At 70.6% G+C, this 26,932-nt stretch carries 27 protein-coding genes and 3 pseudogenes; 12 read left to right on the forward strand and 18 right to left on the reverse strand.

Translation table 11 applies throughout. The annotated features are described in order from the left end of the window. Positions 1–83: 83 nt before the first annotated feature. Complete coding sequence (locus tag OG607_RS01505; protein ID WP_405717683.1) at positions 84–1,550, forward strand: VCBS repeat-containing protein; 1,467 nt, start codon at positions 84–86, stop codon at positions 1,548–1,550. Positions 1,551–1,877: 327 nt separating this feature from the next. Here OG607_RS01505 and OG607_RS01510 read toward each other — a convergent pair whose 3' ends face one another. Continuing rightward, a complete protein-coding gene (locus OG607_RS01510; RefSeq protein ID WP_405717685.1) occupies positions 1,878–2,813 on the reverse strand; it encodes a LysR family transcriptional regulator in 936 nt (311 codons plus the stop codon). Positions 2,814–2,947: 134 nt separating this feature from the next. Between OG607_RS01510 and OG607_RS01515 the strand changes: the two genes are divergently transcribed. The 3 genes and pseudogenes from OG607_RS01515 to OG607_RS01525 form a co-directional block, all read left to right on the forward strand. Continuing rightward, the gene (locus OG607_RS01515) at positions 2,948–4,264 is read left to right on the forward strand and encodes an MFS transporter (protein ID WP_405717688.1); all 1,317 of its coding nucleotides are present in this window, start codon (positions 2,948–2,950) and stop codon (positions 4,262–4,264) included. 85 nt (positions 4,265–4,349) lie between these two features. Then, positions 4,350–4,745, forward strand: coding sequence for a hypothetical protein (locus OG607_RS01520; RefSeq protein ID WP_405717690.1), 396 nt, complete (start codon positions 4,350–4,352; stop codon positions 4,743–4,745). A gap of 104 nt (positions 4,746–4,849) precedes the next feature. Next, positions 4,850–5,017: pseudogene (locus OG607_RS01525) on the forward strand (transposase); the annotation flags it as partial. A 19-nt stretch (positions 5,018–5,036) separates the two neighbouring features. Here the strand turns inward: OG607_RS01525 and OG607_RS01530 are convergent. Continuing rightward, the gene (locus OG607_RS01530) at positions 5,037–5,474 is read right to left on the reverse strand and encodes a hypothetical protein (protein ID WP_405717692.1); all 438 of its coding nucleotides are present in this window, start codon (positions 5,472–5,474) and stop codon (positions 5,037–5,039) included. A 291-nt stretch (positions 5,475–5,765) separates the two neighbouring features. Next, positions 5,766–6,317 carry a hypothetical protein gene (locus OG607_RS01535; protein ID WP_405717694.1) on the reverse strand — a complete coding sequence of 184 codons (552 nt, stop codon included), beginning with the start codon at positions 6,315–6,317 and terminating at the stop codon, positions 5,766–5,768. Between the two features lie 257 nt (positions 6,318–6,574). Here OG607_RS01535 and OG607_RS01540 point away from each other — a divergent pair, with 257 nt between their 5' ends. Further along, positions 6,575–7,621 (forward strand): Gfo/Idh/MocA family protein, encoded by a 1,047-nt coding sequence (locus OG607_RS01540; protein WP_405717697.1) that lies wholly within the window; start codon positions 6,575–6,577, stop codon positions 7,619–7,621. A 166-nt stretch (positions 7,622–7,787) separates the two neighbouring features. Here the strand turns inward: OG607_RS01540 and OG607_RS01545 are convergent. Both OG607_RS01545 and OG607_RS01550 read right to left on the reverse strand, forming a co-directional pair. Then, positions 7,788–8,126, reverse strand: a pseudogene (locus tag OG607_RS01545) (MFS transporter); the annotation flags it as partial. After that, on the reverse strand, positions 8,072–8,290 hold the full coding sequence (locus tag OG607_RS01550; protein ID WP_405717700.1) for a hypothetical protein: 219 nt from the start codon (positions 8,288–8,290) through the stop codon (positions 8,072–8,074). The gene OG607_RS01550 and the pseudogene OG607_RS01545, both read right to left, overlap by 55 nt. A gap of 152 nt (positions 8,291–8,442) precedes the next feature. Between OG607_RS01550 and OG607_RS01555 the strand changes: the two genes are divergently transcribed. Next, positions 8,443–8,532 (forward strand): CbrC family protein, encoded by a 90-nt coding sequence (locus OG607_RS01555; protein ID WP_405736471.1) that lies wholly within the window; start codon positions 8,443–8,445, stop codon positions 8,530–8,532. 230 nt (positions 8,533–8,762) lie between these two features. On the opposite strand, the gene OG607_RS01560 is transcribed toward OG607_RS01555, so the two are convergent. From OG607_RS01560 to OG607_RS01575, 4 genes and pseudogenes are all read right to left on the reverse strand, one after another. Continuing rightward, the gene (locus OG607_RS01560; protein WP_405717703.1) at positions 8,763–9,359 is read right to left on the reverse strand and encodes a DUF4232 domain-containing protein; all 597 of its coding nucleotides are present in this window, start codon (positions 9,357–9,359) and stop codon (positions 8,763–8,765) included. A 443-nt stretch (positions 9,360–9,802) separates the two neighbouring features. Then, positions 9,803–11,431 carry a peptide-N4-asparagine amidase gene (locus OG607_RS01565; RefSeq protein ID WP_405717706.1) on the reverse strand — a complete coding sequence of 543 codons (1,629 nt, stop codon included), beginning with the start codon at positions 11,429–11,431 and terminating at the stop codon, positions 9,803–9,805. Positions 11,432–11,628: 197 nt separating this feature from the next. Beyond that, positions 11,629–11,869: pseudogene (locus OG607_RS01570) on the reverse strand (transposase); the annotation flags it as partial. Positions 11,870–11,905: 36 nt separating this feature from the next. After that, entirely contained in the window at positions 11,906–12,457 is a 552-nt protein-coding gene (locus OG607_RS01575; RefSeq protein WP_405736473.1) for a GNAT family N-acetyltransferase, read from the reverse strand. Between the two features lie 671 nt (positions 12,458–13,128). On the opposite strand from OG607_RS01575, the gene OG607_RS01580 reads away from it, so the two are divergent. Continuing rightward, positions 13,129–13,863: a DNA polymerase beta superfamily protein gene (locus tag OG607_RS01580; RefSeq protein ID WP_405717709.1), complete on the forward strand. Its 735-nt coding sequence runs from the start codon at positions 13,129–13,131 to the stop codon at positions 13,861–13,863. A 579-nt stretch (positions 13,864–14,442) separates the two neighbouring features. Here OG607_RS01580 and OG607_RS01585 read toward each other — a convergent pair. From OG607_RS01585 to OG607_RS01600, 4 genes are all read right to left on the reverse strand, one after another. Continuing rightward, positions 14,443–14,601, reverse strand: coding sequence for a hypothetical protein (locus OG607_RS01585; RefSeq protein WP_405717711.1), 159 nt, complete (start codon positions 14,599–14,601; stop codon positions 14,443–14,445). A 105-nt stretch (positions 14,602–14,706) separates the two neighbouring features. Further along, positions 14,707–14,880, reverse strand: coding sequence for a hypothetical protein (locus OG607_RS01590; protein WP_405717713.1), 174 nt, complete (start codon positions 14,878–14,880; stop codon positions 14,707–14,709). A 305-nt stretch (positions 14,881–15,185) separates the two neighbouring features. Beyond that, positions 15,186–16,355, reverse strand: a complete 1,170-nt coding sequence (locus OG607_RS01595) for a DNA gyrase subunit B (RefSeq protein ID WP_405717715.1) — start codon at positions 16,353–16,355, stop codon at positions 15,186–15,188. Between the two features lie 347 nt (positions 16,356–16,702). Further along, positions 16,703–18,112, reverse strand: a complete 1,410-nt coding sequence (locus OG607_RS01600; protein ID WP_405717717.1) for an FG-GAP and VCBS repeat-containing protein — start codon at positions 18,110–18,112, stop codon at positions 16,703–16,705. 184 nt (positions 18,113–18,296) lie between these two features. Between OG607_RS01600 and OG607_RS01605 the strand changes: the two genes are divergently transcribed. From OG607_RS01605 to OG607_RS01620, 4 genes are all read left to right on the forward strand, one after another. Beyond that, positions 18,297–18,917 carry an L-threonylcarbamoyladenylate synthase gene (locus OG607_RS01605; protein WP_405717720.1) on the forward strand — a complete coding sequence of 207 codons (621 nt, stop codon included), beginning with the start codon at positions 18,297–18,299 and terminating at the stop codon, positions 18,915–18,917. Between the two features lie 104 nt (positions 18,918–19,021). Next, positions 19,022–19,396: a hypothetical protein gene (locus OG607_RS01610; protein ID WP_405717722.1), complete on the forward strand. Its 375-nt coding sequence runs from the start codon at positions 19,022–19,024 to the stop codon at positions 19,394–19,396. A 9-nt stretch (positions 19,397–19,405) separates the two neighbouring features. Continuing rightward, positions 19,406–20,035: a hypothetical protein gene (locus OG607_RS01615; RefSeq protein WP_405717725.1), complete on the forward strand. Its 630-nt coding sequence runs from the start codon at positions 19,406–19,408 to the stop codon at positions 20,033–20,035. Positions 20,036–20,080: 45 nt separating this feature from the next. Beyond that, on the forward strand, positions 20,081–20,281 hold the full coding sequence (locus tag OG607_RS01620; RefSeq protein WP_405717728.1) for a hypothetical protein: 201 nt from the start codon (positions 20,081–20,083) through the stop codon (positions 20,279–20,281). Positions 20,282–20,512: 231 nt separating this feature from the next. On the opposite strand, the gene OG607_RS01625 is transcribed toward OG607_RS01620, so the two are convergent. Beyond that, the gene (locus tag OG607_RS01625) at positions 20,513–21,076 is read right to left on the reverse strand and encodes a cysteine hydrolase family protein (RefSeq protein WP_405717729.1); all 564 of its coding nucleotides are present in this window, start codon (positions 21,074–21,076) and stop codon (positions 20,513–20,515) included. 413 nt (positions 21,077–21,489) lie between these two features. Between OG607_RS01625 and OG607_RS01630 the strand changes: the two genes are divergently transcribed. Further along, positions 21,490–21,930 (forward strand): DUF6193 family natural product biosynthesis protein, encoded by a 441-nt coding sequence (locus OG607_RS01630; RefSeq protein ID WP_405717732.1) that lies wholly within the window; start codon positions 21,490–21,492, stop codon positions 21,928–21,930. Here the strand turns inward: OG607_RS01630 and tpg are convergent. The 4 genes from tpg to OG607_RS01650 form a co-directional block, all read right to left on the reverse strand. Next, positions 21,896–22,453, reverse strand: a complete 558-nt coding sequence (gene tpg, locus OG607_RS01635) for a telomere-protecting terminal protein Tpg (RefSeq protein WP_405717735.1) — start codon at positions 22,451–22,453, stop codon at positions 21,896–21,898. The genes OG607_RS01630 and tpg overlap by 35 nt on opposite strands. Before the next feature lie 6 nt (positions 22,454–22,459). After that, positions 22,460–24,670, reverse strand: a complete 2,211-nt coding sequence (tap, locus tag OG607_RS01640) for a telomere-associated protein Tap (RefSeq protein WP_405717738.1) — start codon at positions 24,668–24,670, stop codon at positions 22,460–22,462. Between the two features lie 395 nt (positions 24,671–25,065). After that, on the reverse strand, positions 25,066–25,869 hold the full coding sequence (locus OG607_RS01645) for a DUF6424 family protein (protein WP_405717741.1): 804 nt from the start codon (positions 25,867–25,869) through the stop codon (positions 25,066–25,068). A 45-nt stretch (positions 25,870–25,914) separates the two neighbouring features. Next, entirely contained in the window at positions 25,915–26,781 is an 867-nt protein-coding gene (locus OG607_RS01650; RefSeq protein WP_405717743.1) for a caspase family protein, read from the reverse strand. Positions 26,782–26,932 lie beyond the last annotated feature (151 nt).

The raw sequence follows: 26,932 nt of genomic DNA on the forward strand, positions 1-26,932 counted from the left end.
GCGGAGCAGCGCAGCAGCGGCCCGAACGGTGCAACCTCCGGCCGTGGCAGGCGTCTTACACAGGGAGAGGGCGGTGCGATGTGATGACAGCACGAGCAGGGGTGATGGCGGCGGCCGCGCTGATGGGGCTTGCGGCCTGCTCGGCCCCGGCGGCACCGGCCGCATCCGCGACGGCACCGAAGGAGACCGGCACCGCCAGTTCCGCCCCGGCTCAGCCGGTCGGCCACCCGACCGCCGACTTCAACGGCGACGGCTACGGCGACATCGCGCTCGGCGCTTCCGCCGGAGCCGTGCGGGGCAAGGACCAGGCCGGCGCAGTGATCGTGCTCTACGGATCCGCGCAGGGCCTGGACCGTGCCCGGCCGCAGACGGTGACCAGGGCGTCGGCCGGGGTGCCGGGCGAGGTACGGGAGGTTGACGCCTTCGGTGAGGCGCTGGCGCCGGGGGACCTGGACCGCGACGGGTACACCGATCTGGTCGTCTCCGCGATGGGGTGGGAGCAGGCCTATGGGCGCCCGGTAGTGCTGTGGGGCGGCCCGAAGGGACTGTCCGGCGGCACGGCGCTGAAGGCACTGGACGCAAAGATCGCCTCGGCGTTCGCCGTCGCCGACTTCGACGGCGACGGGTCCGCCGACCTCGCCGCCCTGGGCAGCAGCTCCCCCCTACCGGACACGGGCCACAGCACCCTCACCGTCGTCCACGGCCCGTTCCACCGCGGCGGAACGACCGGCCCGGTCCGCACCCGCGACCTCCAGGCCGACCCCCACGACTATCTGGCCGGCAGCAACCTCGCCGCCGCCGACCTGGTCGGCGACCGCCGCGCCGAACTCGTGATCGGCGGCTACCGCGTCTACCACGCGGACGACGAATCGGTCCCCGGCACCTGGGTCGTCGGCGAGAACACCGCCGGGCGTATGGACCGCATCGCCCGGTTCCAGGACGGCTACCAGCCCGCCACCGGGGACATCGACGGGGACGGCCGCGCCGATCTGGTCCTCGGCGACGACGCCGCCGGCCCGAACGGCAGCGGCCGGATCACCGTCCGGTACGGCGGCCGCCACGGCTTCCGCGCAGACATCACCCGGGTCAGCGAACTCACCCCAGGCGTACCCGGGCAGGGTCTCGGCGACGAAATGTTCGGCGCCGCGGTCGCGGTCGGCGACGTCGACGGCGACGGCCGTGCCGAGGTCGCGGTCGGCGCCCCGCAGGACGGCGGCACCGGCATGATCGCGGTGTTCCACGGCACCGCCGCGGGCACCTCCACCCGCGGGGTGCAGGAGCTCACCGGCGCAGCGCGCGGCACCCCGGCGCAGCAGGGATCGCAGGATTTCTACGGCGCCGGACTCCTCCTCGCCGACACCAGCGGCGACGGCCACGCCGACCTGACCGCCGGTGCGCCGTACCAGGACGACGGACACGGCACGCTCTGGCTCTTCCCCGGCGCTCCCGGCGGGCTCGTCCTGTCCGCAGTCCGGCACTTCCGCAGCACCGAACACAAGCAGCTGCCCGTCACAGGCATCTTCACACTCGGCCAGGTGATAGCGGGCTGAGCCACCTCTCCATCAGCGTCACCGCATACCAGCCGCCCAGACCAAACGGCCCCCGCAGTCCGCCGCTACTGGCTGCGCGTGCAGGGCGCCCTCAACCGCTCCCCCGCCGCCGACCGTGGGCCCACCGTCGTCCCACTGCGCGCGGGCGATTGGAGTTTCCCCAGCTCAGGAGCGGTCCCGAGCACTGCAGCGGATGCAACAGGTGCGGTGCACGGAGCTACCCGCCTTCGCCGTGGGCGGTGCCTCGAACGATCCCCCGGTGGCCCTCGCCTGCCCCCGGGCCAGGGTCCGTCGATCCGGCCACGGTGATCACAGACGCGGCGGCGTTCAGCGCGCAGTCACCCAGCCCGGCACCCAGGTCCCGGCGGCGCCGTGACCGGCCGCCGTGGCGGCGAGGTGGGCGCGGAGGGTGGCCAGGGCCGGGTGGGGGTTGTCGCGGTGCCACAGGAGCGAGTGCGGGTAGACGGGCGTCGGATCGGTCACCGGGATGCGGCGCAGACCATGGCCGGCGGGCCAGACCAGGCGGGTCTGCCCGCCCATGAAGGTGGCCAGGGCCGGGGTGTCGGCGACGGTGTCCAGGAGCGCGTCGGAGCCGAAGTTGGGGCCGGTCGCCTCGATGGTGAGGCCGAACTCGGCGACGAGGTCGTCGTAGTAGGCGGCCCACTCGGTACCGGGGACGATGCCGGGCATCCAGATCCGGTGCCCGGCGAGCTGAGCGACGGTCACCGACCGGGCGCCCGCCAGCGCGTGGGCGGGGCCGGTGAGGAGCTGGAGCGGCTCGTCGAGCACCCGGACGGACTCGATGTCCTCGGGAAGGGGCCGGCCGGGCACGGCGACGGCGCGGAAGGACGCGTCGATCGCACCGGACCGGATGGCGGCGACGGCCGTCTCGATGTCGAACAGCCACACCACGTCGAGCTCGATCCCGGGGTGCGCGCGGTGGAAGCCGCGCATCAGGCCCGACGCCGCGCCGCGCGAGGCGATCACGTCGACGCGCAGCGGACGGCGGCCGGTGCGCACGGACACGACCGCGCGCTCGGCAACGCGCAGCAGCTCGCGCGCGTGGGGCAGGAACGCCTGCCCGTCGATGGTGAGTTCGGCACCGCGCGCGGTGCGGGTGAACAGCCGCACGCCGAGGCTGCGCTCCAGCGCGGCGATGCGCTTGGAGACGGCCTGCTGGGTGACCGCCAGCTCGGCGGCGGCCTCTTGGAACTGCCCCGCGTCGGCGGCGGCGACGAAGGTCCGGACGGTGTCGAGGTCCACGCCCACACCCTACGGGCACAACCGTTGGTTGTGGCTGGGCGGCCCTGCGGTTGTTTGATCTCCGGGTGCGGTGCTCGCTTTGATGCTTCCGATCGCGGATCGGTTGTGCGGCTGAGCGGACAGGGACATCGGGCATGAGGAGCGGGCACCGGCTGGGACATCTGCTCGGACATCGGCTGGGACATCGGCTGGGACATCGGCTGGGACATCGGCTGGGACATCGGCTGGGGCGGCAGTTCGGGTGGCTCTGGGCGGCGTACGGGACCAGCGCGCTCGGCACATGGCTCGCCTTCGGCGCGTTCCCGCTGATCGCCATCCAAGTGCTGCACGCCGGACCGGCCGAGGTCGCCTCGCTCTCCTCCGTGGGGGCTGCGGTGGGCGCGGCCGTGGCGGTGCCGCTGGGCCCGTGGGTGGAGTTCCGCCGCAAGCGGCCGGTTCTGATCACGATGGACCTGGTGCGGTTCGCGGCGCTGCTGACGATCCCCGCCGCGTTCGCGCTCGGCGTGCTCACCTTCCTTCAGCTACTGCTGGTCTCGGTCGTCGTCGCGGCGGCCGACATCACCTTCCGCGCCGCCTCCGGCGCGTACCTGAAGACGCTGCTGCCGGCCGAGGACCTGCTCGTCGCCAACTCCCGGTTCGAGTCCACAGCCTGGACGACCACGATCATCGGACCGCCGCTGGGCGGCGCGGCGATCGGGCTCCTCGGTCCGGTGGCGACGGTGGTGGCCGACGCGGTCAGCTACCTGCTCTCGGCCCTGGGCATCCGCGCGACGGGCGGGCACGAGCAGCGGCCCGAGCACCGGGAGGCCGCACGCATGCGGGCCGGGGACCTGCTCGACGGCTGGCGGTACATCCTCGCCGACGCGACACTGCGTCCGCTGTTCTTCAACACCGTCTTGTTCAACGGCCTGGTGATGGCCGCCCAGCCGCTGCTGGCCGTCCTGATGCTCGGCCGACTCGGGTTCGCACCGTGGCAGTACGGCCTCGCCTTCGCCGCGCCCTCGATCGGCGGGCTGCTCGGTTCGCGGCTGGCCCGACCGCTCGTCACCCGGTTCGGGCCGCACCAGGTCCTGGTCGTGGCCGGGACGCTGCGCGCGCTCTGGCCCGTCGGCCTGGCCTTCCTGGGGCCGGGCACCGGAGGGCTGCTGCTGGTGATGGGCGTCGAGCTCGGGCTCATCTTCTGCTGCGGGGTCTTCAACCCCGTCCACGCCACCTACCGCCTCCAGCGCACCGCAACCGACCGGGCCGCCCGCACACTGTCCGCCTGGGCGGTGACGACCAAGGCCTCGACCGCCCTCCTGACGGCCCTGTGGGGCGTACTGGGCAGCCTGCTCGGCCCGCGTACCGCCATCGGCCTGGCCGGCGTCCTCCTGCTCGCGACCCCGCTACTGCTCCCCCGCCGAGCGGCAGCGCTTCTCTGCGAGCCGGAGCCGGCACCAGGCCGCACCTGACGGGCCGCCACCGCCACCGGCGATCCGGGGGCACTGCTGCGTTCACCTCGGCGGCGACCCGCCGACTTGGAGGACGATGGAGGGCGTGGCGCATCTTTCGACCGATGTACGAGCGGCCCTGCGGCTTTTCGCGTTCTACCTCGGCAACGGCACCCTGGACGTGGAGCCGCTGGAAGGGATCGACTACCGCACGCATCTGCTTGAGTCCGGATCCGATCTGGAGATGGTCTTCGCTGTCTTCGCGAATGTCCTGCAGGTCGACGACTCCTGCCGGACGACGAACGACAGCGATGCGCAGTACCGCGCGGCCCAGTGGATTCGCCGCTCCTGCGCCCCCTCCTACACCGTGGATCCGCCGTTCGAGGCATGGGAGACCGAGCTCCATGGGCCGTTATCCGACGCTGCTCGGAGCACAAAGGGCGGCTGGCTGTGGACGACGCGTTTGCGCAGGAGGGGGACGCGGGCCCGGCCACCCATCTGACGCTTGATCAGTTTCACGTCTCTCACGCGGACCTCGTTGACGCCGGAGTTGCAGCTGAGGGTCAGTCCGGCGCGGAGGACATCGATATCGAGGCCGGCCCCTGCCAGCTGACAGGCGAGGACGGACTGCAGCAGCTGACCAAACGGCTGCTGCTGCAGTCCGCCCTGGAAGGCGAGATCACCGACCACCTCGGCTATGACCGGAACGACCCGGCGGGCAGAAACGGCGGAAACAGCCGCAACGGCACCCGCGCTGTCACGAGTCTTCGCGAGCCGCCGGTCAGCTCGAGCACTAGCCGCAGATCAGGCTCTTGACGGCCTGGAACGCCTCGTACTCGTCCTTCTGATCGACCGGGAGCTGGTAGAAGCCAGCGGCGATCTTGGGAATGGAAGGGATGACGAGGAGGCGGAACTTCTGGCCGTCGGTGGTCGAGATCTGGAACCGGCCTTGGAGGTCTCGCTTCTTGACCGAGCCCCGGTTGGCGTCCGTGATGGTGACGGGCGTGCCCGCGGTGATCGTGCCCTTGTTCTCGTCGACCGGAAGTATGACCAGCTCGGTGCTGCCCGCTTTGAAGCCCACGGCGTAGTTGTAGACGGTGGTGCTGCGGTAGACGATGAAGTTCTTCTGCTTCATGTCCGAGGCATAGACCTTGACGTAGTCGGCGCCACCCGGAACCGCCGCGTCGAAAGCCGCGTGGATCGCCTTCTTGAGTTCTTCCTTGCTCGCCACTGTGGGTCCCCTGTCATGTGCACACTTAATACGAGACGCGCGCATAGTAACGTAAGTCAGGTGGTGAGCAATGAGGGGTCAAAGGGAACACGGATGCGAGGGGACGACCGCGCGACGCGGACGCGGATCGGCGCATCATCCCCGCCTCCCGTGGCCTGTTGACCGGGTGCTCCAGCGCGTTCGGCTGGTCGATTCCAGAGCCGCCCTGCATCGAGCCGACCGCCTCGGTTGCCATTGTCAGGAGAGCGGGGTTGGGCAGGTCCGGCGGGTGCGTCGCCGAGTCCGTGCGGTCTAGCAGTAGGAGGCCATCAGGTCGCGGTCCACCGTGATGGTGTCGCGGTCCAGCGCGGGCAGCCCCAGGTGGTCACAGATCAGCTGGGTCAGCTGCTCCTCGTAGGTCCCGTTCTTATGGTCCAGTCCGGCCGCCGTGATGAGGGGGGCCATCTTGTTGGGCCAGTATTCCCCGACGCAGTCGGGATCCTCATAGTCGATGCAGGACGATATCTGGCCGTCCTTGTAGTGGTACGCCTTGGGTCCGTGGGCCTTGGCGATGCATGGGTTGGGAACGAACACCATCAGCTCAGCGCCCTGGGGGCACAGCTCGCGGTAGTCGACGTCGTCGTAGTCGTCGCGGGAAGGATTGAACATGTGGTGCACGATCACGCCCCACTCGCCGGGTGCAGTGTCGTTGCCGTAGGCGAACGGCGGCCGGTGCTGCGCGGACAGTCCTTCGGCCATGGCGGCCAAGCCGGCCTCCTTGAAGTAGACCAGGACGGTTTCGTCTTCCCCGTACCGGTCTTCTTCCATCCACGCCATGACGCCGCAGTCGATCCAACTTGTCATGCTCAGCAACATAACCGGCGCCACTGACACTCAAATGATGCCGGTCGCCCGGGCCAAGAGACTCCCTGTCCATCCTGCCGCACACTCATCCGTACACAGGCTGGCGGGCTGGGCACTCGCCGGATCCGGCGCCACCCTGCGCAAGGTCGGCGGCGCTAAGGTCGACTCCTGCAGTTACAACAACACCATCGCGGACTCCAAGGTCTGCCGAAGCTTTGCTGGGACCGGCTTCACGAGAACGACGGCAAGGACCACACATGACGGACGCGCCCGTACGGATCGGACTGGCCGGCTACGGCTTCGGCGGCAGGTACTTCCACGCGCCGCTGCTCGCCTCCACCCCGGACTGCGAGTTCCTCGGAGTGGTCACCACCTCCCCCGAGCGCCGCAAGCAGATCGCCGGCGAGCTCAGCCGGCCAGTGTACGACTCGTTGGATGAACTGGCCCGGGCCGGAGCCGAGGCGGTCGCGATCTCCACCCCGGCGGCCACACACATCCCGCTGGTCCAGGAGGCGCTGAGACTGGGCCTTGCGGTGGTCTGCGACAAGCCTTTCGCGCTCGACGCCGCTTCGGCGCGGGAGACGACGGAGCTGGCGGAGCGGTTGGGGATTCCGCTGACGGTCTATCAGAACCGCCGCTGGGACTCCGACTTCCTCACTCTGCGCCGGCTCGTGGCGGAGGGCGCGCTCGGTACCCTGACCCGCTTCGAGTCGCGTTTCGAGCGGTTCCAGCCCGAGCCCGGCCCGCCGGCCGCGGGCGGCGGCACCCTGCTCGACTTCGGCAGTCATCTGGTCGACCAGGCACTCGTACTGTCCGGGCCGGTCGAGCGGGTGTATGCGGAGATGCGGAGCCGCGACGGCGGCGAGAGGTTCGAAGACGGGCTCGACGAGGACGTCTTCGTCGCGCTGACCCACCGCAGCGGCGCCCGGTCGCACCTGTCCGGCAGTTGGCGGCAGGGCGCACCCGGCCCGCGCTTCCGCGCCACCGGGACCACTGGGACGTACGTGGTCGACGGCGTGGACGGCCAGGAAGCCCTGCTGATCGCGGGTGCCTCCCCGGCCTCGGAGGGCGAGCGCTGGGGCATCGAGCCCGAGCAGCGCTGGGGCCAGGTGCTGCGCGGCGACCTCGCCGAGCCCGCACCGTCCGCCCGCGGCGAGTGGGACCTCTTCTACCCGGCCTTCGCCGCCGCGCTCCGTGGCACCCGTCCGCTGCCCGTAGACCCCTGGGACGCCGTGACCACGGCGACCGTACTGGACGCCGCGCGCACCAGCGCCGCCACCGGCGAGGTCGTACGCCTGCCCTGACCCCGCAGGCGGCGGCACGCCGAAGCCCTGCAAGTCCGGGACGGCTTGGGAGGTCGGACCGGACCCACGGGAGCTTTGATGCGCTCCAGCGCCTCCAGCTCGGCGAACCCGCCGAAGTAGTCGACCCGGGCCTGAAGCAGTTCGGGTGGCCAGGGGAAGGCGGGGCAGTGGCGCCGATCGGATCGGGTCGGTAACGCACCAGCGTCACGAGCACGGCCGACGCGGCGTAGCTGACCGCGTCGAGGCAGACGACGGTGGCGAAGCCGAACAGCGCGTACAGGGCGCCGCCGAGCGGGCCGCCGACGAGCCTGACAAGGCCGGTGACCAAGGCGTCCAGCGAGTTCGCCGCCGCGAGCTGCGGGCCGCGCCCGGCCACCGCAGGGATCAGGGCGTCGGCGGCCGGGCCGAACAACTGGCTGAAGCAGGACTCCACGACCAGCGCGATGTAGATCAGTCCCACCTGGCCCGGGTGGTGAACCAGCAGCATGAGACCGACCGCCGCCATACGCGCCAGGCCGTGGCGATCATCGTGCGCCACCGGTCCCGACGGTCCGCGAGCGCACCGGCGATCTGCCCGATCAGCAGCGGGGGAACCGTCCCGGCCGGCAGCGACAGGCCGGTGGCCAGCGTGGAACCGGTCAGCCTCAGCACAAAGCAGGGCGTTGCCATCGGCCGCAACCAGTCACCGATCCCCGAGAGCAACTGTCCGGTGGCTACAGCCGGAAGTCGCGGATGCCGAGCGCGCGGAACATCACGGTCCCCATGTGCCTGGCAGCTGTGAACCCGCCACCTTCTGCACAGCGCAGGATGTCCGGGGACGGGTGTGCCGCTGGTGCATCGCCGATGGCAGCGCCGCCGACAGATTCGAGGCATCCTTCCTGTCCGGCGACGGCCTCGATGACGTGGCATGACCCACTGTCAGGACTCTGCGGCGTTCATCGGCGAAGTCGGCCACAACGAACTGGCCTCCCATCCCGAAGCCCTCGAACAGCTCAGACTGGACTTGCGACTGGACGGCGGCTGGCGAGACGAACAGCAACTCAACGCCTTCCTGACCGGCGTCGGCGTCGGCGGGGCAAGCGCCATGCTGGTGCAGCTCGCCCCCTCCGCGCACAGCATCTCCCGGGCCGTCGCGCGGCGGTCAGATGGGCTTCCTGGCGGTCAGGGCGGTGACGGTAACCACGTCGTCGCACTCGGCGAACTCCCCATCGTCCAGCGCAGTCTGGTGCTTTCCTGCCCCAGGCAGCCCGATCACCAGGGTGGGGTACACCACTGGTGCCGAACCGGAGACGCAGTATCCGTCGCCCTCGCCCTGGACCTGCACGAAGGTGAGCTTGATCCAGGCCCGGCCGCCGTGCGCCAGCCGGACCGTGGAGGCGGTGCCGCTGTGCCGTACCTTCAGCGGGACGTTGAGCTGAGGGGAGCCGTTGCCCGCTCCGGCGACGGTGGGGAATCCCTTCAGAGTGCAGGCGGCCCTGCCGGTGTTGGTGAAGGCCACGATCGCCGCCCCGGTGCCGGTGCCCGCGGGACGGTGGGCGGCCTGGTGGGCCGGCGAAACCTTCAGCACGGCCGCGGTGCAGGGGTGCACCGCGGCGGCGCGGTGTGCGTCTGTGGTGGCGGCGGGAGCGGCCGGGGCGCCGGAAACGTCGGTGGCGGTCGCAGTGCAGCCGATGAGCACGGCGGCGGCCGGAACCAGGGCCGTTGCCGTCATGGCCCGGCGGATGGTGCGGTGGTGCATGGGTACCCCTCACGTACACGGACGGCTATCACCGCATTCAGGGCAGAACTCACCATCTCCCCCTGCTTCCGGCATCCATCGATTACTAAGTGTAGCGAAGTAGTGACGAAAACGGGTCAACCCGGTCGTGCTCCGTTCTTCGCCAAGGAAAAGGGCGTCATGGTCACCGCCACCGCCTGCTCGATTCCGACCTTTCGTCGTGGTGAGGTGGTGGCGGGCCTGGCCACCGGGGGCTGTCTCGGGCACTGGACTGCGCATCCCTGCCGCCCTGCTCCTGTCGGCGGGCCCCACGCGTCGCGGTTCCCATCGCCCGCGTCGCCGGGTCACGAGGTCGCAGGCTGCAGCCGTACGGCTCGTGCCGGAGCCCGAACGGTGATGCGCCGCCGCCGTCTTATTGACGGCGGCGGCGCATCACGCCCACAGGTGCGTTCCGTTCCCCACCTTCAACAGCGTCGTACGTCCTTCGTCAGGACACCCTGTTGCGTCGCGAGCGTGTGGTCGTAGCACACCCCGGCCTCCCGGAGCCGGTACCGCTCGCTCGTTGTCGCCACGGCGTGCCGGTCCTCACGGGCCACGCCAAGCGTGAACGTTGCGTCACCGGCGTACTTGTCGTCGCGCAGGACTCCGTCCGTGCGGGTGTGGTCGTCGACAGCCATGATCACGCGGAGCCGGTTGTCCGTGTCGATCGTCGCGCGGCCGTCCAGGGTGTACGTGCGGTCGGTGCGGGAGGTGCGGCCGTTGACGGTGACCTTCTGGGCGTCGGTCCAGCGGCCGGTCTGGTTGTCGGTGTTCTCGTCCGGGGTCCAGTGGTGGGTGATCGCCGTGGTCAGGGACCGGTCGACCGTGGTGGTGACCCGGCCGTGGGAGGTGTCAAGGTAGCCGGAGACCTTCAGGCTGTGCGCGCCCTCCGTCACGAGGCTGCGCAGGGAGCCGTCCGCGTACGTGTTGGTCACCTGCGGCGCGGACGTCCTGTACGAGGTCACCGCCCCCGTCACCACCGACTTGTGGGCGTCCTGCCACACCAGGATGTTGGTCGGCGCACTCCACCCGGTCTGTCCGCTCGGAACCCCGAGCACCGACACGTCGACCGTGTGCGCCTTGCCGTCGTTCAGCTCGCCGGCAAAGGGGGTCAGGTCGAACTCCAGCGGTCGTACGTCGAAAGTGGTCGGCGACGGGAGCACCGACCACAGGTACGGCGACCAGCCGCCGGTCCACACGTTCGGGTAGGGCGAGGCGATCCCGGCCACCTTCCCGTCGATGCTGACCTCGACCTCGCGGTACGGGCCGTCGTCCCCGCCCTGGCAGGAGTACGACGCCGACGGGGTGACCGCCGAGTACCAGAACTCCTCGCAGCCGCCGCCCGATCCGGTCGCGTACACCTCGGCGAGGATCCGCTCGGAGTTGCGGGGCGTGGTCAGCGAGGCGCCGGTTGTCACGCTGTCGGCGTCGCTGAGCGGGATGACCTGGTCGGGGGCCGACGTGGACGAAGTGGCCGACGGGGTGCGGCCCGGCTCGGGGGCGTAGAAGGTGAGCGTGACCTTGACGTCGAGGACACCGGTGTAGGTGTCGTTGACAACGTTGCCGATGAGCATGTCGACGGACTGCTCGCCGCTCAGCGTCTTCTCGTACCGTGTCACGTCCTTCTCGACGGACCAGTCGATGCCGTCCTGCGACGGTTCCGGCGTCGACGTGCGGAAGACCTGGACCCCGCCGATGTCGAGGTACCCCAGTCGGTCGTACTGCCGCCCGGCCACGCTGCCGTCCATGCGCAGCACGACCTTCGACCAGCGGCCCGGGGTGCCGCAGCCCGTCGGCGGGGTGTAGGTGCCGGTGTAGGGGGTGAAGTCCTTGAACTCAGCCTCGGCGACCGTGACCGAACAGGACCTGGTGTGCGGCGTGGCGATGGCCGGGGCAGCGGTGAGCGGGTCGTGATAGTCGGTACCGAACTCGGCCGGCACCGCCACGGCCCCGGCGGGCGAGACCGCGCCCAGGGTCAGGCCGAGCGAGGCGGCCGCAGCGGCCAGGGCCAGAGCCATCCGGCGCAGTCGGCCGAGGGTCGTCAGATGTTCCATGCAGCGCAGTGAACCCACCCGTCCGGTGTCGTCACCAGAGGTGCCCGGGAGGATTAAAGAGGTCTTGACCAATCGACGGGGGAACGCAGACCGGGCGGCAACACGCCCGACCCATGGCGCACGACTTTGTGGCACGCGTCGCGAGTTCCCATGCGAGAAACCCTCGGCCTGCTCTTCGCCGGCCGGGCGAGTCGCCCCGGGGCTCCGGGGCGGAGCCAGTGGCTGGTGTCGACCGCGAGGACCAGGCGCCCCGTCGGCGGCCCACGGCACGGGCAGGCCCGCCAGCGACTGCTGCAGCCGGGGCACGTCGATGTTCCCGCGGTTGAGCGCGTCGCACATCGCGCCGTGCCCGCGCCGGCGCTCGGCCACCAGCGTCAGATTCACCGGCACTATCACCGGCGCGTCGACCCAAAGCGACGCGTCCACCAACTCGAACAGCTCGTCCCCGCGCGCGACGCTTCCTCGGGATCGGCGTCAGGCAGCAGGCTCGCACTCACGCCCTTCGCCGAGCTCACCGACCACCGCGACGACGCCTCCGCTCACCCCGTACTGGGGCCCCCGGCGCATAATGCGTGGTCGATCAGGGCGCTGGCCGCGTTCTCCTGGTCCAGGATGTGCTCCACGGTGTCGCCCCGTGCCTCGGACATGGAGACCACGGCGCTTCGCCTGCCGTCGTTGGCGCGAGGAAGCCGTTCTCGTCCCGCCGCACATCTCCCGCACGGCCGAGGTGGCCAGCCCCTGACCTGCGGCTCGCTCTGCGATCCGATACCCGAGCTCGGCAGCGCCATCCGCCACGTCCACCAGGTTGATCCGCCCCAGCACCTCGCCCGCAGCGCCGACCAGCACGTGGAAATAGCAGACCCCCGCCTCCTGCTCGGCCAGCAGGCCACAGTGCCGCTCGTCGAACCGGGCGAAGTAGTCCTCGCCACGATCCGGGATTGACGCTGCGAAGTAGGCCCGAGTCTCCCGCTCGAAGGCGAGGATCCCCGGGGCATGGTCCGGACGAAGCAGCTGCAGCTCAGGTATAGGGAGGACCGTATGCAACCTGGCCGCCCGCCCGCCACCATGATTACGACTGAAGACAGGGTCGGTCTTCTTCTCCGTCCCCGCATCGCCTCATGGCCCAACCGCAGGACACGGTGTGCGGCCAGCGGGACAGCCCTCTCCGGTCGGCGGTCGGGGATTCGTTTCTGTGGGTGATGACGGCCGGGCGGTCCAGCGGGATGCTCCGCAGAAGACTTTGGAGGCCCGGTGAGCGTGGCGCGTCCGGGCCCGCGCCTCAAGGGCGGCTCGCGGCCTGTCTCAGGCTCGTCTCCGCGGCGTCCACGGCCCGCCCTGTCACCCCGCCGCCGGCGACGTGCGTCCGTCCCCAAGGCGGTGGCAGTACGCATCGGGTGATGGGGCGGATTCCACGTCAGGGCAACGAGATCGAGGACCGGAGTCAGCCAGGGCGCGGCCGGCAGGGTAGGGGCTGGGGCCCTGCAGCCCGGGTCGCACTTGACCTCGTCGGTCCGGACCGCCTGTGCGGTGGCTGCCCGGCGGGATGGTCCGTCCGCTTCGTCGAGAGTTCTTCCTGGGCCAAAACCATTCGCCCCGGGAGCGCCCGATAGTGCACATTCCCGGTGTGGGCGGGGCCGCGCGGTGGGACGCCTCGCCACGCATCCAGTTCGCCGTCCCGCCTGGCAGCGGGGTGCCCCATGTCCGATCAACACGACTGCGGAGTCCAGGCCGGCGAGACGGTCCTGCTGTCCGGGATCGTCGGCTCGACGGCGTACGGCCTGGCCCGGCCCGGGTCCGACATCGACCGCCTCGGGCTGTTCGCAGCACCGACCCGCGCCTTCCACGGCCTCCACCGGCCCGCGGAGTCCCGCGTCTCCAAAGCACCGGACCGCACGATGCACGAGGCCGCGAAGTGGCTGCGCCTCGCGCTCGGCAGCAACCCGACCGCCATGGAACTCGTCTGGCTCCCCGACGAGCTCTATGAAACCCGCACGCCCCTCGGCGACGAACTCATCGACATCCGCTCCCGCCTGCTCAGCTCCCACCGAGTCCGCGACGCCTACCTCGGCTACGCGACCAGCCAGTTCCGGCGCCTGACCGACCGAGGCGACGGATCCTTCTCCGCCGACACCCGCAAACGCACCGCCAAGCACGCCCGCCACCTGCGCCGTCTGTGCACCCAGGGCTACGAGCTCTACGCCACCGGCAACCTCCCCATCCGCGTCGAGGACCCCGACGCCTACCACCGGTTCGGCGAGGAGATCACCGAAGACCCGACCGCCGCATCGTCACTTCTCGCCCACTACGAGCACGCCTTCAACACCACGAAGAGCCCATTGCCCGACGCACCCGACGAGGCGGCCGCCGAAGCATGGCTGCACCGCGTCCGAGACGCCCACCTCACCGGCCCCGCCGCTGCTCGCGCCGACTGAATCCGGCCTGCACGCTGCCGGTTCGGGCCCGCCGGTCATCACACCCACCTGGCAATGCACTGGCCGTCCGAAGGAGGCCGCCCTTACCGATGACAGCGTCACCGGACAACGAGGTCCGGGGCGGCCGCGCGATGCGCAATCACGAAGGCCTGCCGCACGCTGACGGCCCGTTGTCTTCGCCCTCGTCGCCGGCCAGGGCGTCCTGCCGACCGGCGGCAGGACGCCCTGGCCGGCGCATGCGAGGCAGTGGCCGCCGCCCCGGCATCCGCCGCCGCACAGTGCTGGACACCACGCCGCCGCCCGACCCGACGGCAAAGGCCACGGTGGTGCAGCGGACGATCATCCTCACTTGGTCGGCGGTGACCGCGTCGGACCTGCCGGGGTCTCTGGTGTACCGGTCGGCCATGACACCGGTGACGCTGGACTGCCTTCAACGCCGAGCAACCTCCCAGGCGCGCGCCGACGCACCTGGTGCGGGCCTGATGGCTACGAACACTCGGTCTGCGCCTCCGGGGCGAGCTTCGGTTGACCCGCCCACGACCCGCCGCGGCGAAAGCCCGGGTCTTGTGGAGGTCACGGTCATGCGTTGCCTTTCGCCGGGGCGAAGAGCAGGGCCAGGCCCTGCCAGAGGGGCATGACCGGTGCGGTGGTGCGCGGGGTCCGCCGTGTCAGGCCGGCGGCGGATGCCGGCTGACCGGTACGGGCTTGCTTGGCCGCTGCAACGCTGGTGTCAGGCATGGGAGACGCTCCTGCGAGTCGAAGAAACCGAAGAAGGGGTGCGGCCTGTCGGTCGCCGAGTTTCGGGTCGGTGTGCGGACCTGAAGGGCGATGCGGTCAGGCGCGCTACTTGCGGCCCTTGAGGAGGCCGAGGCCGGCGCCGACCGAGACAACCGCCATACCTAGGCTGGTCGCGATGCCCTGCGCGCTGTCGTCGATGAGGGGGGCGGCCAGGGCGACAGTGAGGTTGAACAGGAACAGGAACCACAGGACGGGCCGGGAGGACAGCAGCGCCTTCATGGGGGTTGCCTTTCGGGGAGAGCGGTGGACCTCCCCGGGGGGAGCCGTTGACCTTGCGAGATCAACGATCCCGAAATCGCCCGGCCGCCACGAGAGAGTGCTCTCCCCAACCAGGGGTGTAACCCGCTACACCCAATGCCGACCGGGCTCGGATCTCCGGCTCCATGCCGGCGGCACACTGAGCAAGATCGCCGGCCTCACCCTCTCGATGAGCGGCACAGGCTGTCCGTCGCTGACCGACTCCCCCGGTAGTCACATGCGCACGGCTTGGATGCCCACGAGGGGGGCTGGCGGTCCGCTGCTGCTCAGGCCCGGCGGGCGCTCCGGACGATCCGGCCGACGACGGCCGCGGCCTGCTCCGGGTGCCTCTCCAGCCACGTGCCGAGGTGTTCCCGGACGGCCTCCCCGACGCAGGCGCGCACTGCGTCGCCGCCCAGCAGGCCGTGCGTGGCGCCGAGGAACTCGGGACGGTCCAGCTTCACCGACACGACCGCCGTCAGGCCCTCGCCAATCAGGTCGGAGCCGAGGTCGGGGTCGGAGGCCGTCAGCAGCCGCCGCTCCCGCGCGTACTCGGTGACCGCGGCAGCCACCCCGTCGCGGAAGCCCGACGCGTGCGTGCCGCCGTCGGGGGTGAGCACGCTGTTGGCGAAGCTCCGGACCCGCTCCTCGCGGGAGCCGCACCACCGCAGGGCCACCTCCACCGTGCCTGCCATCCGCGGGTCCTCCTGCTCGAAGCCGATGACGTCCGGGTGGACGGGGGCCCCGGCCCGCGCGTCGAGGAAGGCGACGAAGTCCTGCGGCCCGCCCGGGGACCGGAACCGCACCGGCCGGGACCCGCCCAGGGTGCGTTCGTCGGTCAGAGAGATGCTCAGGCCCTGGTTCAGGAAAGCCAGTTCCCTGAAGCGCTCCGCCAGCACGGCGAACGAGCACTGCACCGTCCCGAAGATTTCGGCGTCGGGCCAGAAGGCGATGGTGGTCCCGCTTCCGGTCGCCGGCCCCGCGGCGGTGGGTGGGGTGAGCGCGACGCCGCGGGCGTACTCCTGGACCCAGCGCACCCCATCGCGCCGCACCTCGGCCGTCAGGCGGCTCGAGAGGGCGTTGGTGACGCAGGGTCCCATGCCGAAGAGGCTCATGGCCGCGTCGTGGCGGCCGCCAGGCCCGGCCCCAGCGTACGTGCGGGTCAGCAGGGCTTCGAGGCCGGGACTGCCGGTGTCCCCGGCGGCGGCCTCGACAGGGACGCCCGGGCCGTCGTCGGCGACGCGCATGCCGCCGTCGGGCGTGAAGGCGACGTCGACGGAGCCGGCGCGGCCGGCCAGGACCTCGTTCACCGCCCGGCCGGCGACCTCGAACACCAGCTGGTGCAGGCCGCGTTCGCCGGTCGAGCCGACGTACATCCCGGGCCGCTTCCGAATGGCTTCCCACCCCTCCAGCACCTGGATGTGGCTGGCGTCGTAGCCGATGGCTTCCTCACTCACGAAGTCCCCCTCCGATGGTGTCCAGCAGACCTCCCCAGCCTAGACTGATTCCCGGAAAACACCAGGTCAGAGCCGGTTTACCGAGGGCACGGACGGGCGGGTGAACGCCTGCCCGGAGACGGTCGGCCCAGGGGGCGCGAAGCGATGCCAGAGTGCGGCCGGGGCGCGCTGAGGGCCGCGTACGGCCCCGTTCCCAGCTGCCCCGAGGTCCCGGATTCCGGTACCTCACATGCATCCCCGGCCCGCCGCGTCCGCCGGGGGAAGCATCGCCACCAAGGCGCTGCGCGGGTCAGTGAACGGAGCGCACCCGGGTTGTCGCCCGGCGCCGCCTGCGCGGTGCCGCCCCTTCAGCCACCGGCCACCGCACCGCCGAATCCGGCCTTGGTGGCCGGGGCGCCGAACGAGCCGGGACTGTACGCGGCTGAGTTTCCCGAGAGGTTGAGGGCCCAGGCCGAGCCGTCACCGGCGTTCTCGGCCGGGGCACCGACGACCAGCCGGCCGCCCAGGGCGGTGCTCTCGCCGAGGGCGTCACCCTTCTCCGCCACGCCCGGCACACCCGCGGAGTTCTGGCTGAACACCTTGGCCCCGCTGCCGGTCAGGCCCTTGGGGCCGCCCTTGAGCAGCAGGACGGCGCCCGCGTCGGTGAGGCCGTCGAAGTCCTCCCCCGGCACGCCCGCCAGCACGTCCGCGTATCCGTCGCCGTCGGTGTCCGCCACCGCCAGACCGGTTCCCATGCCGTCAGCCTGCTCGGAGACGCCGGGCACACCGGCGGAGTCCTGGTTGATCCAGACCGGGGTGAGAGTGCTGCTGAGGCCCTGCGGGCCGCCATAGGCGACGCCGACGCCGCCGCCCTTGACCTCCGGGCGGCTCCAGTCGCTGTCCGAGAACTCTCCGTGGCCGACGACGATGTCGCCATAGCCGTCGTGGTTCACGTCGCCGATGGCGGTGTGCTGCCCGTTGAGACGCTTGCCGTTCGCGCCGATGAGACTGCCCACCCGGGTGAGCCCGGCTTTGCCGCCCACGTACAGGGCGCTGCGCCAGGAGTCCGACTCTTCCTGGTCGGTGACGGTCAGGACCAGGTCGGTGATCCCGTCCCCGTTGACGTCTCCGGAGGACAGGTCGCGGACGTTCACCGCTCCCTCGTCGTCGAATACCGGCATCAGGGAGTCCTTGGCGGGCTTGCCGTCCCGGCCGATGCCGTTGAGGAAGCGCACAGCCCAGGGGCCCGACAGAGCGAGGCCGGGCCGGCCGTCGCCGTCGAAGTCACCGGCCGTGACCACCGAGCCCACGGACCCGCCGGACTTCGCGCCGGTGTCGACGGCGGTGGCCTTGCCGAGCCCGTCCGGCCCGCCCCACAGCACGATGAGCATTCCGGCCTGCACCTGGCCGATGTGCTCCCCGGGCGACCCGACGACCAGGTCGGTGTACGAGTCGCCGTCCAGGTCGACGGGCACCACCGTTCCGCCGAAGTGGTCGTTGGCCTCGGCCGCGCCCGGGACACCGGCGGTGTTCTGGCTGAACGTGGCGGTCGCGCCGTCGCCGTAGACGATGGAGACGTATCCGGCTCCCGCCCCGCCCCCGACCGTCGCGCCGGCGGCGCCGATGGCGATGTCGGCCTTGCCGTCGTGGTCGAAGTCGGCCTGGGGCGCGGTCGGCGCAGCCGCCGCGGCGCGCGGTGTCTCGGCCGCGGCGGCCCAGGCCGACGCCGCCAGTGTGGCGACGGCTGCCAGCCCCAGTGCGGTCAGTTTCGAGACCATGTCGCGCAACCCCCCGGTAAGACGAATTCCTCGTAAACGAGACTCCCGATGTCGCCCAGAGGGTGTACGGCGACAGAGGTGACTTCAGGGAGCGAGGAGGAAACGGCCCCGGTGGCGGTTCGTCAACCGGGCGCGTCCCGGCGGCCTGCTCCGGTTCCCCTGTGCGACCGCTTAAGCTCGGCGAATGGCAAGGTACTTCGACGTGCATCCCGACAACCCCCAGCCGCGGACGATCGGCCAGGTGGCCGACAGCGTCCGCTCTGGTGGACTCGTCGCATATCCGACGGATTCCTGTTTCGCCCTGGGGTGCCAGTTGGGCAACCCTGACGGCATGGACCGGATCCGGTCGATCCGCCACCTCGACGACCGTCACCACTTCACCCTCGTGTGCCAGAACTTCGCGCAGCTCGGCCAGTTCGTGCACATCGACAACGACGTGTTCCGTGCCGTGAAGGCATCGACACCGGGCAGCTACACATTCATTCTCCCCGCGACGCGGGAAGTGCCGCGCAAACTGCTGCATCCGAAGAAACGGACCGTCGGAGTACGCATCCCCGACCACGTCGTCGCGCAGGCGCTGCTCGCCGAACTCGGTGAGCCGCTGCTGTCCAGCACGCTGATCCTGCCCGACGAGAAGGAGCCCATGACACAGGGCTGGGAGATCAAGGAACGGCTCGACCATGTCCTCGACGCCGTGGTCGACTCCGGCGACTGCGGTACGGAGCCCACGACGGTCATCGACTTCTCCAGCGGTGAGGCGGAGATCGTACGCCGAGGGGCGGGCGACACCTCGCGGTTCGAATAGCTCCCCCGGCCCACCCCTCGGCCCGCGGTACCCGCTGCCTGGCGCGGCCGCGGGCATCACAACGCGTGTGCGGGAGGGGCGGGTGGGTGTCTACAGTGCCCATCATGAGTGACGATGTGCGTGAAGGCGGTTCAAGGGCCCGAGAACCGTTGCGCACCAGTGCGGACGAGCGGCTGACCGATCCGCGGTTCTTGGTGACCGTGGATCCGGAAAAGGTGCTGATGCTGCTGGGTGAGGCATCGAGCCCGGCAGCGCGACGAGCGGCGGCGGTGTACCGGGCAACGTTTCGTCGGCACTGGGACCGGAACGCGGGGGTACGGCGGCAACTGCTGGCGGTGAACGCGGCGCGTTACGGGGACAGCGAATTGGCGGCGCGTATCACCGCGGCCTCGGTGACGGGCGAGCCCACTGCCCAGTGGGGCGTGCAGTGGGCCACCGGCTCGGAACTTGGCACGCACCGCAGCGGTGAACCCGACTAGGTGTGTGCGATGGCGACGGCAGTGGTCGAGGGTCGTCCCTGCGCCGTAACGGGCGGCCGGGCCGGGACGGTACGGCTGTGGGACCTGGCCACCGGCGATCAGGTCGGCGAGCCCCTGACCGGCCACCGGGGCTGGGTGACAGCCGTAACGACGGCCGTGATCGACGGCCGCGCCCACGCGGTCACCAGCGGTCGTGACGGGCGGCTACGGGTATGGGACCTGACCAGCCGTCAGATGGTCGGCGACCCCCTGGCCGGGCACGACGGCTGGGTGACTGCGCTGACGACCGTGGTGATCGACGGTCGGCTCCACGTTGCTGTCGGCGGCCGGGACGGAACCGTACGAGTGCGGAACCTCGCCACCGGACAGCAGGTGGGCGAGCCCGTGACCGGCCAGGGACGCAAGACAAGTCGTATGGCCACGCTTGTCATTGACGGGTCCCCCCACGCGGTCACCGGCGGCCAGTACGGAAGGGTCCGGGTGTGGGACCTCATCACCGGCCGACCGGTCGGCGAGCCTATGACGGGCCACGGCGGGCGGGTGTGGGCGGTGACGACGGTCGTCATCGAAGGCCGCGCCCACGCCGTCACAGGCGGCGGAGACGGGACGGTCCGGGTATGGGACCTGACTGCCGGCTAGCAGGTAGGCGATCCGCTGGCCCGCCACCACGGAGCGGTGCGCCTGGTGGCGGCCGCCGTGATCGATGGCCGACCTCTCGCGGTCACCGGCGCACTGGGCAGACTGCTCGTGTGGGATGTGGCCACCCGTCGGCAGATCGGCGAGGAATTGGCGTTCCCGGGGTGGGCCGACGCAGTCGCGATCGCACCTGACAGCCGACTGGTGGTCGGCTTCGGCCAGGAAGTCGCTGTCCTGTCCTCCCGCTGAACACAGACACCACGCCGCTGCTTGCTCCGCGGCTGCGGCCGCTGCCCGTCCAGAGCCCGCGGACCGTCCTCCACGTGACGTTGTGGGCGCGTTGAAGTGCCCACAGCGACATGCCCATCCGGCGCGGTTGCTGAGGTCAACCAAGACCTCGGCGTGGTCACGTCACGTTCCAGGAAAGGTGCCGCGGGTGGACAGCCTGGATGCCCGCGCGCGGGGTCCCGATGTCTCCCCTTATTGCGGTGCGATGGCTTTGAGCCAGTCTTCGACGGCGACGACATCTGCCCACTGCGGGAACAGCTTTTCGGTGAGCATCCGGTGCACCTCGGGGTCGGTGTCAAGGCAGGCATCCGCCAGGACGGTGAGGCCGAAGTCCAGGTCGATGGCGTGCCACAGGGTGGACAGCACCACAGCGCTGGTGGCGATGCCGGTGAGAACAAGACTGTCGATATCGCGAGCCCTGAGTACCAAGTCGAGGTCGCTGCCCGAGAACGCGCTCCCCCGCCTCTTGGTGACCACCACGTCGCCCTCCAGAGGCGCGACCTCGTCATGAATCGCGGTGCCAGGGGCCCCCTCGGTGAACAGGCCGGCCCGCACGACGTTTGTCATCACCCTGTTGCGAGGGCTGACTTCCGGATCGCCCGGCCGTAACCCCATCACCACGTAGATCACGGCGATGCCGGCAGCCCGGGCACCGTCGATCGCCCCGCGCAAGCGCGGCAGATATCCGGAACCGTCGTCGGCGATGGCCACTACGTCCCGTTGGACGTCCATCACCAGAAGTGCGCTGTTCGCCATGCTTGCCGTCCCTTCTCCGTTGGGAAACACGAGCAAGTCTGGGGGATCAACCGAGCAGCGGTGGAGAATTCGGAGATCCTCATCGCCAGGTGGTCCCGGCTCAAACCACTCCCCCGGGGCCGCTGAACAACGTCACAGCCAGCGTGAACTCGCTGGCTCCGGTGGCCCCGCACACGATTGTTCGGACCACGTGAGGCGATCGCACCCCCACAGGTGTGCGCGCATGTCCTGCTGCTGGGACCCGGGCCAGGAGTCGGGACGGCCCGGCGTTACGGCCTCGACCTCTGATCCATTGCGCTATGCCGATGTCGAGAGCACGCTGCCGCACCGCACAGCTCTGCTCGTCAGATCGTGGGCGATCAAGCGGCGGTGGTCGATCCGTGGTGAGGAGTGGTTCCAGGGCATGCCACTGATTGAGTGCGACCCCGAGGATCTGGCGCAGGTCGCCACAGTCGCGCGGGCGTGGCACGACGGGGTTTGGCGAGTGGCAGGGCCTGCGCACGGGGGCGAGCGCACAGGAGCGGCCCGGGTATGCCTATCGTGCGCTGGTCGAGGCGGCATATGGCGAGCCGGCGCTGCGGGGGCTTTACCCGTTCACCAGCCACTGGGCGCTCCGCTTCTCGACCACTACCCGCCCGGGCCTGTCCATCGTCGGGCCGTGCCTGCTCGCGCATGACGTCGACCGGTCCACGGTCAGCGAAGGCTTCACGGGAAGTGGCCTCATCGCACAGGCCACCACGGCGCAGGAGGCTGTGGCGGCAGCCGTGCGATTGGGAATCACTCCCACGATGGTTCGGGCCCTCACGGCTGTTCGGGGTGCTACAGGTCGAAGTCGATGTGCTGCACGTCGGTGAAGCGGACCTCCTCCAGGCTTCCGGCGCGGCGACCGCCGTCCTGGAAGTACACCTCCTTGAGCGCTTCGGCGGCGATCTGCTGGAGCTGCTGGTCGGCGGCTCCCTGCTCGTGGGCGTCGAAGAGGCGGGCGGCGTACTGCGGCGGGAGGGCCACGGTGAGGTGGCGGATCCGGTCCTGGTCGGTGGTGCCGATCGGGGCGGTGTAGCCGAGGCGGGCGCGGGTGTCGATGACGATGCCGCCGGTGGTGGCCGCCGTCTTCTTGGCCTTGTCCCTGATGTGCGGCTGCCACCGCTTCTTGACCTCGGTCTCCATGCGGGCGGCGAGGTCCCGGCGGGGCTTCTTGATCTGGTCCTTCACGTACCGCTCGACGGTGCGCTGGGAGATCCGCAGCATCTGGGCGACCGCTTTGGTGCCCTTGAGCTGCTTGACCAGGTACCGCATCTGGGCGCCGGCCGATTTCGGGATGGGGCGGGTGAACGCCTTCTGTACCGCCTTGTCCAGGCCGTCCCCGAACATGCTCATCGCGGTCTACTCCCCGTCGTCCTCGGTGGTGATGCTGCCGTCCTTGATGTAGCGGGCCAGGTTGAGCTCCTGGCCGTACTGCTCCCGCACGCCCTCGGCCCACAGGGTGGTCTGGGTGCCCTCGTGCTTGACCATCCCCGGCGAGACGCCGAGCCGGAAGCCGCCCGGCAGGGGCTTGCCGTCGGTGTAGGGCAGGAAGTCCAGCGGGCTGGGTCCGTCGGACGGGTACACGGCGCAGTCGGACAGGACCGCGACCGGGTACTGGCCGGTGGCGGCCGCGTGCTTGACCATCTTGCGGTGCATGTTGACGCGGGTTCTGGAGATGACGGCGGCGCGGATGTCGGGGCGCCAGGTCGGGCGGGCCAGGGCCCGCCACGGCTCGCCGGGCTTCCAGCCTTCGCCGCGGGGGCGTTCGCGCAGCTTGCCGATGCCGCCTTTGACCGTGGCCTTCACCGCGGACAGCACGATCGCCAGCTGCGGGTCGGCCTGCTTGTGCTCGGCCATCGCGGCCAGGAAGTCCTGCGGCGACAGGTCGGCGGTGACGCCCAGGTCGGCCATCGTCGCCACGTACGCGTCGCGCAGCCGGTTGTACCAGCCGTCCAGGAACCGGCCGTTCTCGTACCGCACCCATGCCTCCACCGGGGCGACGTCGTAACCCAGTTCGACCGCGTACGCCACGGTCGGCGTGGCGTACCAGGCCGGCCCCTCGGGCCGCTCGCCCTTGCGCGTGAACGGGCTGGGCAGCAGATCCCCTTCGAGTCGCTGCCACTCCTTGCCGACCCGCACGCGGGACAGGTCGACGTGGGAGAGGTCGACCAGCCAGGAGCCGGGCAGCTTCGGTTCGAAGACCGGGTTCCCGACCCGGGTCGGCGCACCGAGGCCGACGATCGTGCCGTTCGCTCCGGCGGCGAAGGCCATGTTCACGTCGATGCCCACCAGGTAGCGCTTGAGGCATTCGTCATCGGTGATCGGGCGCGACCAGTCGTACGCCTCCTCCATCAGCACCTCGGCCTGGGTGCGCCGGTGGAAGCGCGGCAGATCGGCGAGCAGCGGGTGCCCGTCGGGGGCCTCGCACGGCGCGCAGTCGACCGGGTCCTTGCCCAGCGAGCCGGGGTTGTGCTCGCTGTGCCGCTTGCCGCCCGCGTCCGGCTCGCTGGCGCGCGTGGGCGGGTGCAGGGCGGTCATCAGCTCCAGACCGGTCACGGCCGTGGAGCCGCGCGGCGTCATCACCCGCGTCGCGTAGGTGCCCAGCAGGCGGGCGAGTTCCGCCGGCGGAAGCTGCCCGGCCTGGTCCCAGTGGCGGGTGTCGAGGGCGTCCCAGCCCGGGATGCACAGCTGCACGCATATGCGCTGCCCGCCCTGCGCCGGGCGGTAGATCCGCGCCCACGGCCCGAACCCACGCTTCGTCAGCTGCCAGTCGGCCCGCGCGAGCTGCTTGATGACCTTGTGGCCCTCCGGCAGCCGCCCGGACAGGCGCTCCTCCTCGGTGAGGCGGAGCGGCAGGCCGTAGCGCTCGCACGCGGCCTCGGTGAGCACGATCAGCGGGTCGGCGTCCTTGCCCGGCCCGCTCAGCTTCGGCTGCCCGAGCCTGGCCTCCGACAGCGTCCAGTCGACCAGGGCCGGGACGGACCTGGCGGAGACATCGAGGACCAGGCCGCCGACGCAGTACGCGAAGACCTTCCCGTCCTCGACGTCGACGACCGCGAGCGGCCCGTGGGCGAAGCGCGGGTCGGCGGCGACGGCGGCCGGGGCGGGCTTCGCCGTGGCCTTCTTCACCGCCGGACGCCGCGACATCGACGTCGTCGACGGCCCGGAGGCCGGGCGGGGCGGGGTGTTCTGTTCGGCAGTCATGTCGGCAGTCATGGCCGCAGCCTCGGTGGCCATGACGGTGAGCGCAGGACCCGCTTCGACGGGCGCGGCCTCGCGCGCGTCGGGCACCTCGGGCACCGGCGTGTCCTGGCCGGGCGCCGCGGGGTTGGCGGGATAGAGCTCCGCGAGCTTGTCCAGCAGCCGGGCATACGCCTCACGCTGCGGCGGCCGCGGTTCGGTCCTGCCGCTCTCCCATGACACGACGGTCGGCCGGCGCACCTCCAGCGCGGCGGCCACCTGCTCCTGGGACAGTCCGTGAGCCTTGCGCAGCCGGACCCGTTCCGCGGGCGGGGGCAGTGGCGACTGCCCGGCGATCAGGGCGTCGACCGCGTCGAACAACTCGGACATGAGCACCTCCTGCCCCACAGCGTAACGAACATGTTGCGTACTAAGTACCGAACATATCGCGTACATCTGCACGGGTCGCGTCCCGGTCATTCGTAGGGTCGGGAGGCCGGAGCGAAGTGCATCGCTGTGCAAGCTCGTCGGCGAGGTCCTCTGCTGGGACATCCACCCACCATCGACGACGGAGGCGCCGGCGCGCGCCCTCTGGCTGGTACGGACGCGGGCAAGGGCAAGGGCAAGGGCAAGGGCAAGCATCACAGAGTTCGGCTGCATCTCCTCGCTGCCGTTGTTGGCGGCGGCCAGTTCGACGATCCCCATGCGGCTGCTGTCGCTCTCGACGGGGCTGCGCAGGGCCAGTACGGCCAGAGGTCACCCCCGGCTCTGAATCAATCGCCGGCTCAGTCCTGCTGGTGTCGGAACGCCTCCCGCGCCAGAGGGTCGTCGGGCTGCAGGACTGCCCCGTCCCACTCCTGCTCGGGGGCCCGTGCCATCGGGCTGACCAGGCGCTCCGCGTAGGACGAGGCGGCATGGGCGGCCAGCACGCGGACCCGGCCGTCGCCCGAGCCGCGGGGGGCCAGCGGGACGACGACGACCGGCAGACCCCGCTCATCGGTGACGAACAGTTCGAAGTCGTCGCGGCGGAAGTGGTCGATGTCCACTATCGGCTTGGGGTAGTGGTGGTACCCGGCCGCATTCGGCAGCACCCCGGAGTGCGGGCCGCGCGGCAACGGCACCGAGGCGTTGAAGATGGAGTCCGTCCACTCGGCGACCTGGCCGGCCGTCCGGATCGGTGTGCCCAGCAGGCGCTCGCCGTCGTCGTACCCGAGGGCGGCGTAACCGGGCAGCGTGTCCGGGAAGGCGCTGACCACCCGAGCCGCGCACCGGCGGATGCGGTCCACCTTCTCCGGGGCCGCGCAGAACTGCGCCGACCACTCGATGCCGAGCGGCAGCAGCACGCACAGCCATCCGTCGTGGTCGCTGACCCAGACCCCTCCGCCGTGATGGTCCTCGTACCCGGCCGAGCCGGGACCGGGGACGAACGGCCACTCGCCGTCGGTCGTGGCGACGAGCGTACGCATCAGCTTCCGGCTCGCCTTGTACTGCGCGGACTCCGTACGTGGCGGGTGGTCGGCCACGTTGATCGTCCAGGGGAAGTCCTGGTGCTCTGTGTGATCCCGTTGCATCGGGTCCATGGGGGACATCGCTGGCCTCCTCGCCATGAGAGGTCCGGGGCGGGCCGGAGCGGTCTAGACGGTGAACGGACGCTGCTTGAGGAATCCGCCGTCGAGATGCCCTGTACGGAACAGGTCGGGATTCTGGTTCATCGGCATCCGCTTCAGGATCTGCCGGTGGAAGGCCCGGTATCCGCCGTGGGTCCCGCTCTTCTGCCACTCGTCCCAGGTCTGCAGCAGGTTCGCGGTGAACAGGCCGTTGCGCAGCCCGTCCGCCGAGGTCTGGTTGTCCTGGCAGCCGGACAGCAGCAGGATCGACGCCGGGATCTGCCCTGAGTCCTTGGCCTGGGTCTCCTTCTGGATCCCCTCGTAGAGTGCGGCGTCCCGCTTGTTGACCTCTGCCTGCGTGCTCAGCGGCATCACCCTGATCCGCTTCTCGATCTTCTCCGGGTCCTCGGTGCCGAACTGCTCACGCAGCGCGCGGGGGCTCAGCAGTTCGGGCGCCGCGCGGACGACCGATCCGCTGTGACAGCTGTCGGACAGCGCCAGGACACGCACCCCGGCGGCGAAGGTGCCCAGCAGGGCGAACAGTTCGTCATCGACGAACTGCCGGTCCCACAGCACCCAGGTCTCGTCCAGCCGGTCCGGCTCGTCGTCGGGTCCGTTGAGGTCGTCCACCTGCCCTCCGTGCCCGGAGTAGCTCAGGAGCAGGATGTCGCCCTTCTTCAGCCTCCCCGCCGCGTCCCTCAGGGTGGAGGTGACGTTCTCGACGGTCGCGTCCTGGGTGAGGATCGGCTCCGTCACGGTGAAGTTCGCCTTCCCTGCGAGCTGGGCCATGTCGCGGGCGTCGTTCTCGCAGGCGAGCAGCGTGCCGTCCCAGCCGTTGTAGCGTTCGGGATCTACTGCGTTGAGCCCTATGTGGATGGACAGACCTGTGGCCATGGCGAGGTCTCCTCTCGGCTTCCACTCCTGTCCGTGACGCTACGGCCAGCGATCGTCCGTCACCCGCGGGGCTGAGCCGAACGGGTGAATGAACGTAGAGCTCGTTCAGAACCAGGCACGTCAACTGCGCCTCAGCCGCCGTCGGCCTGAG

This window comes from Streptomyces sp. NBC_01537 (genome assembly GCF_045040445.1).
Lineage (GTDB): Bacteria > Actinomycetota > Actinomycetes > Streptomycetales > Streptomycetaceae > Actinacidiphila.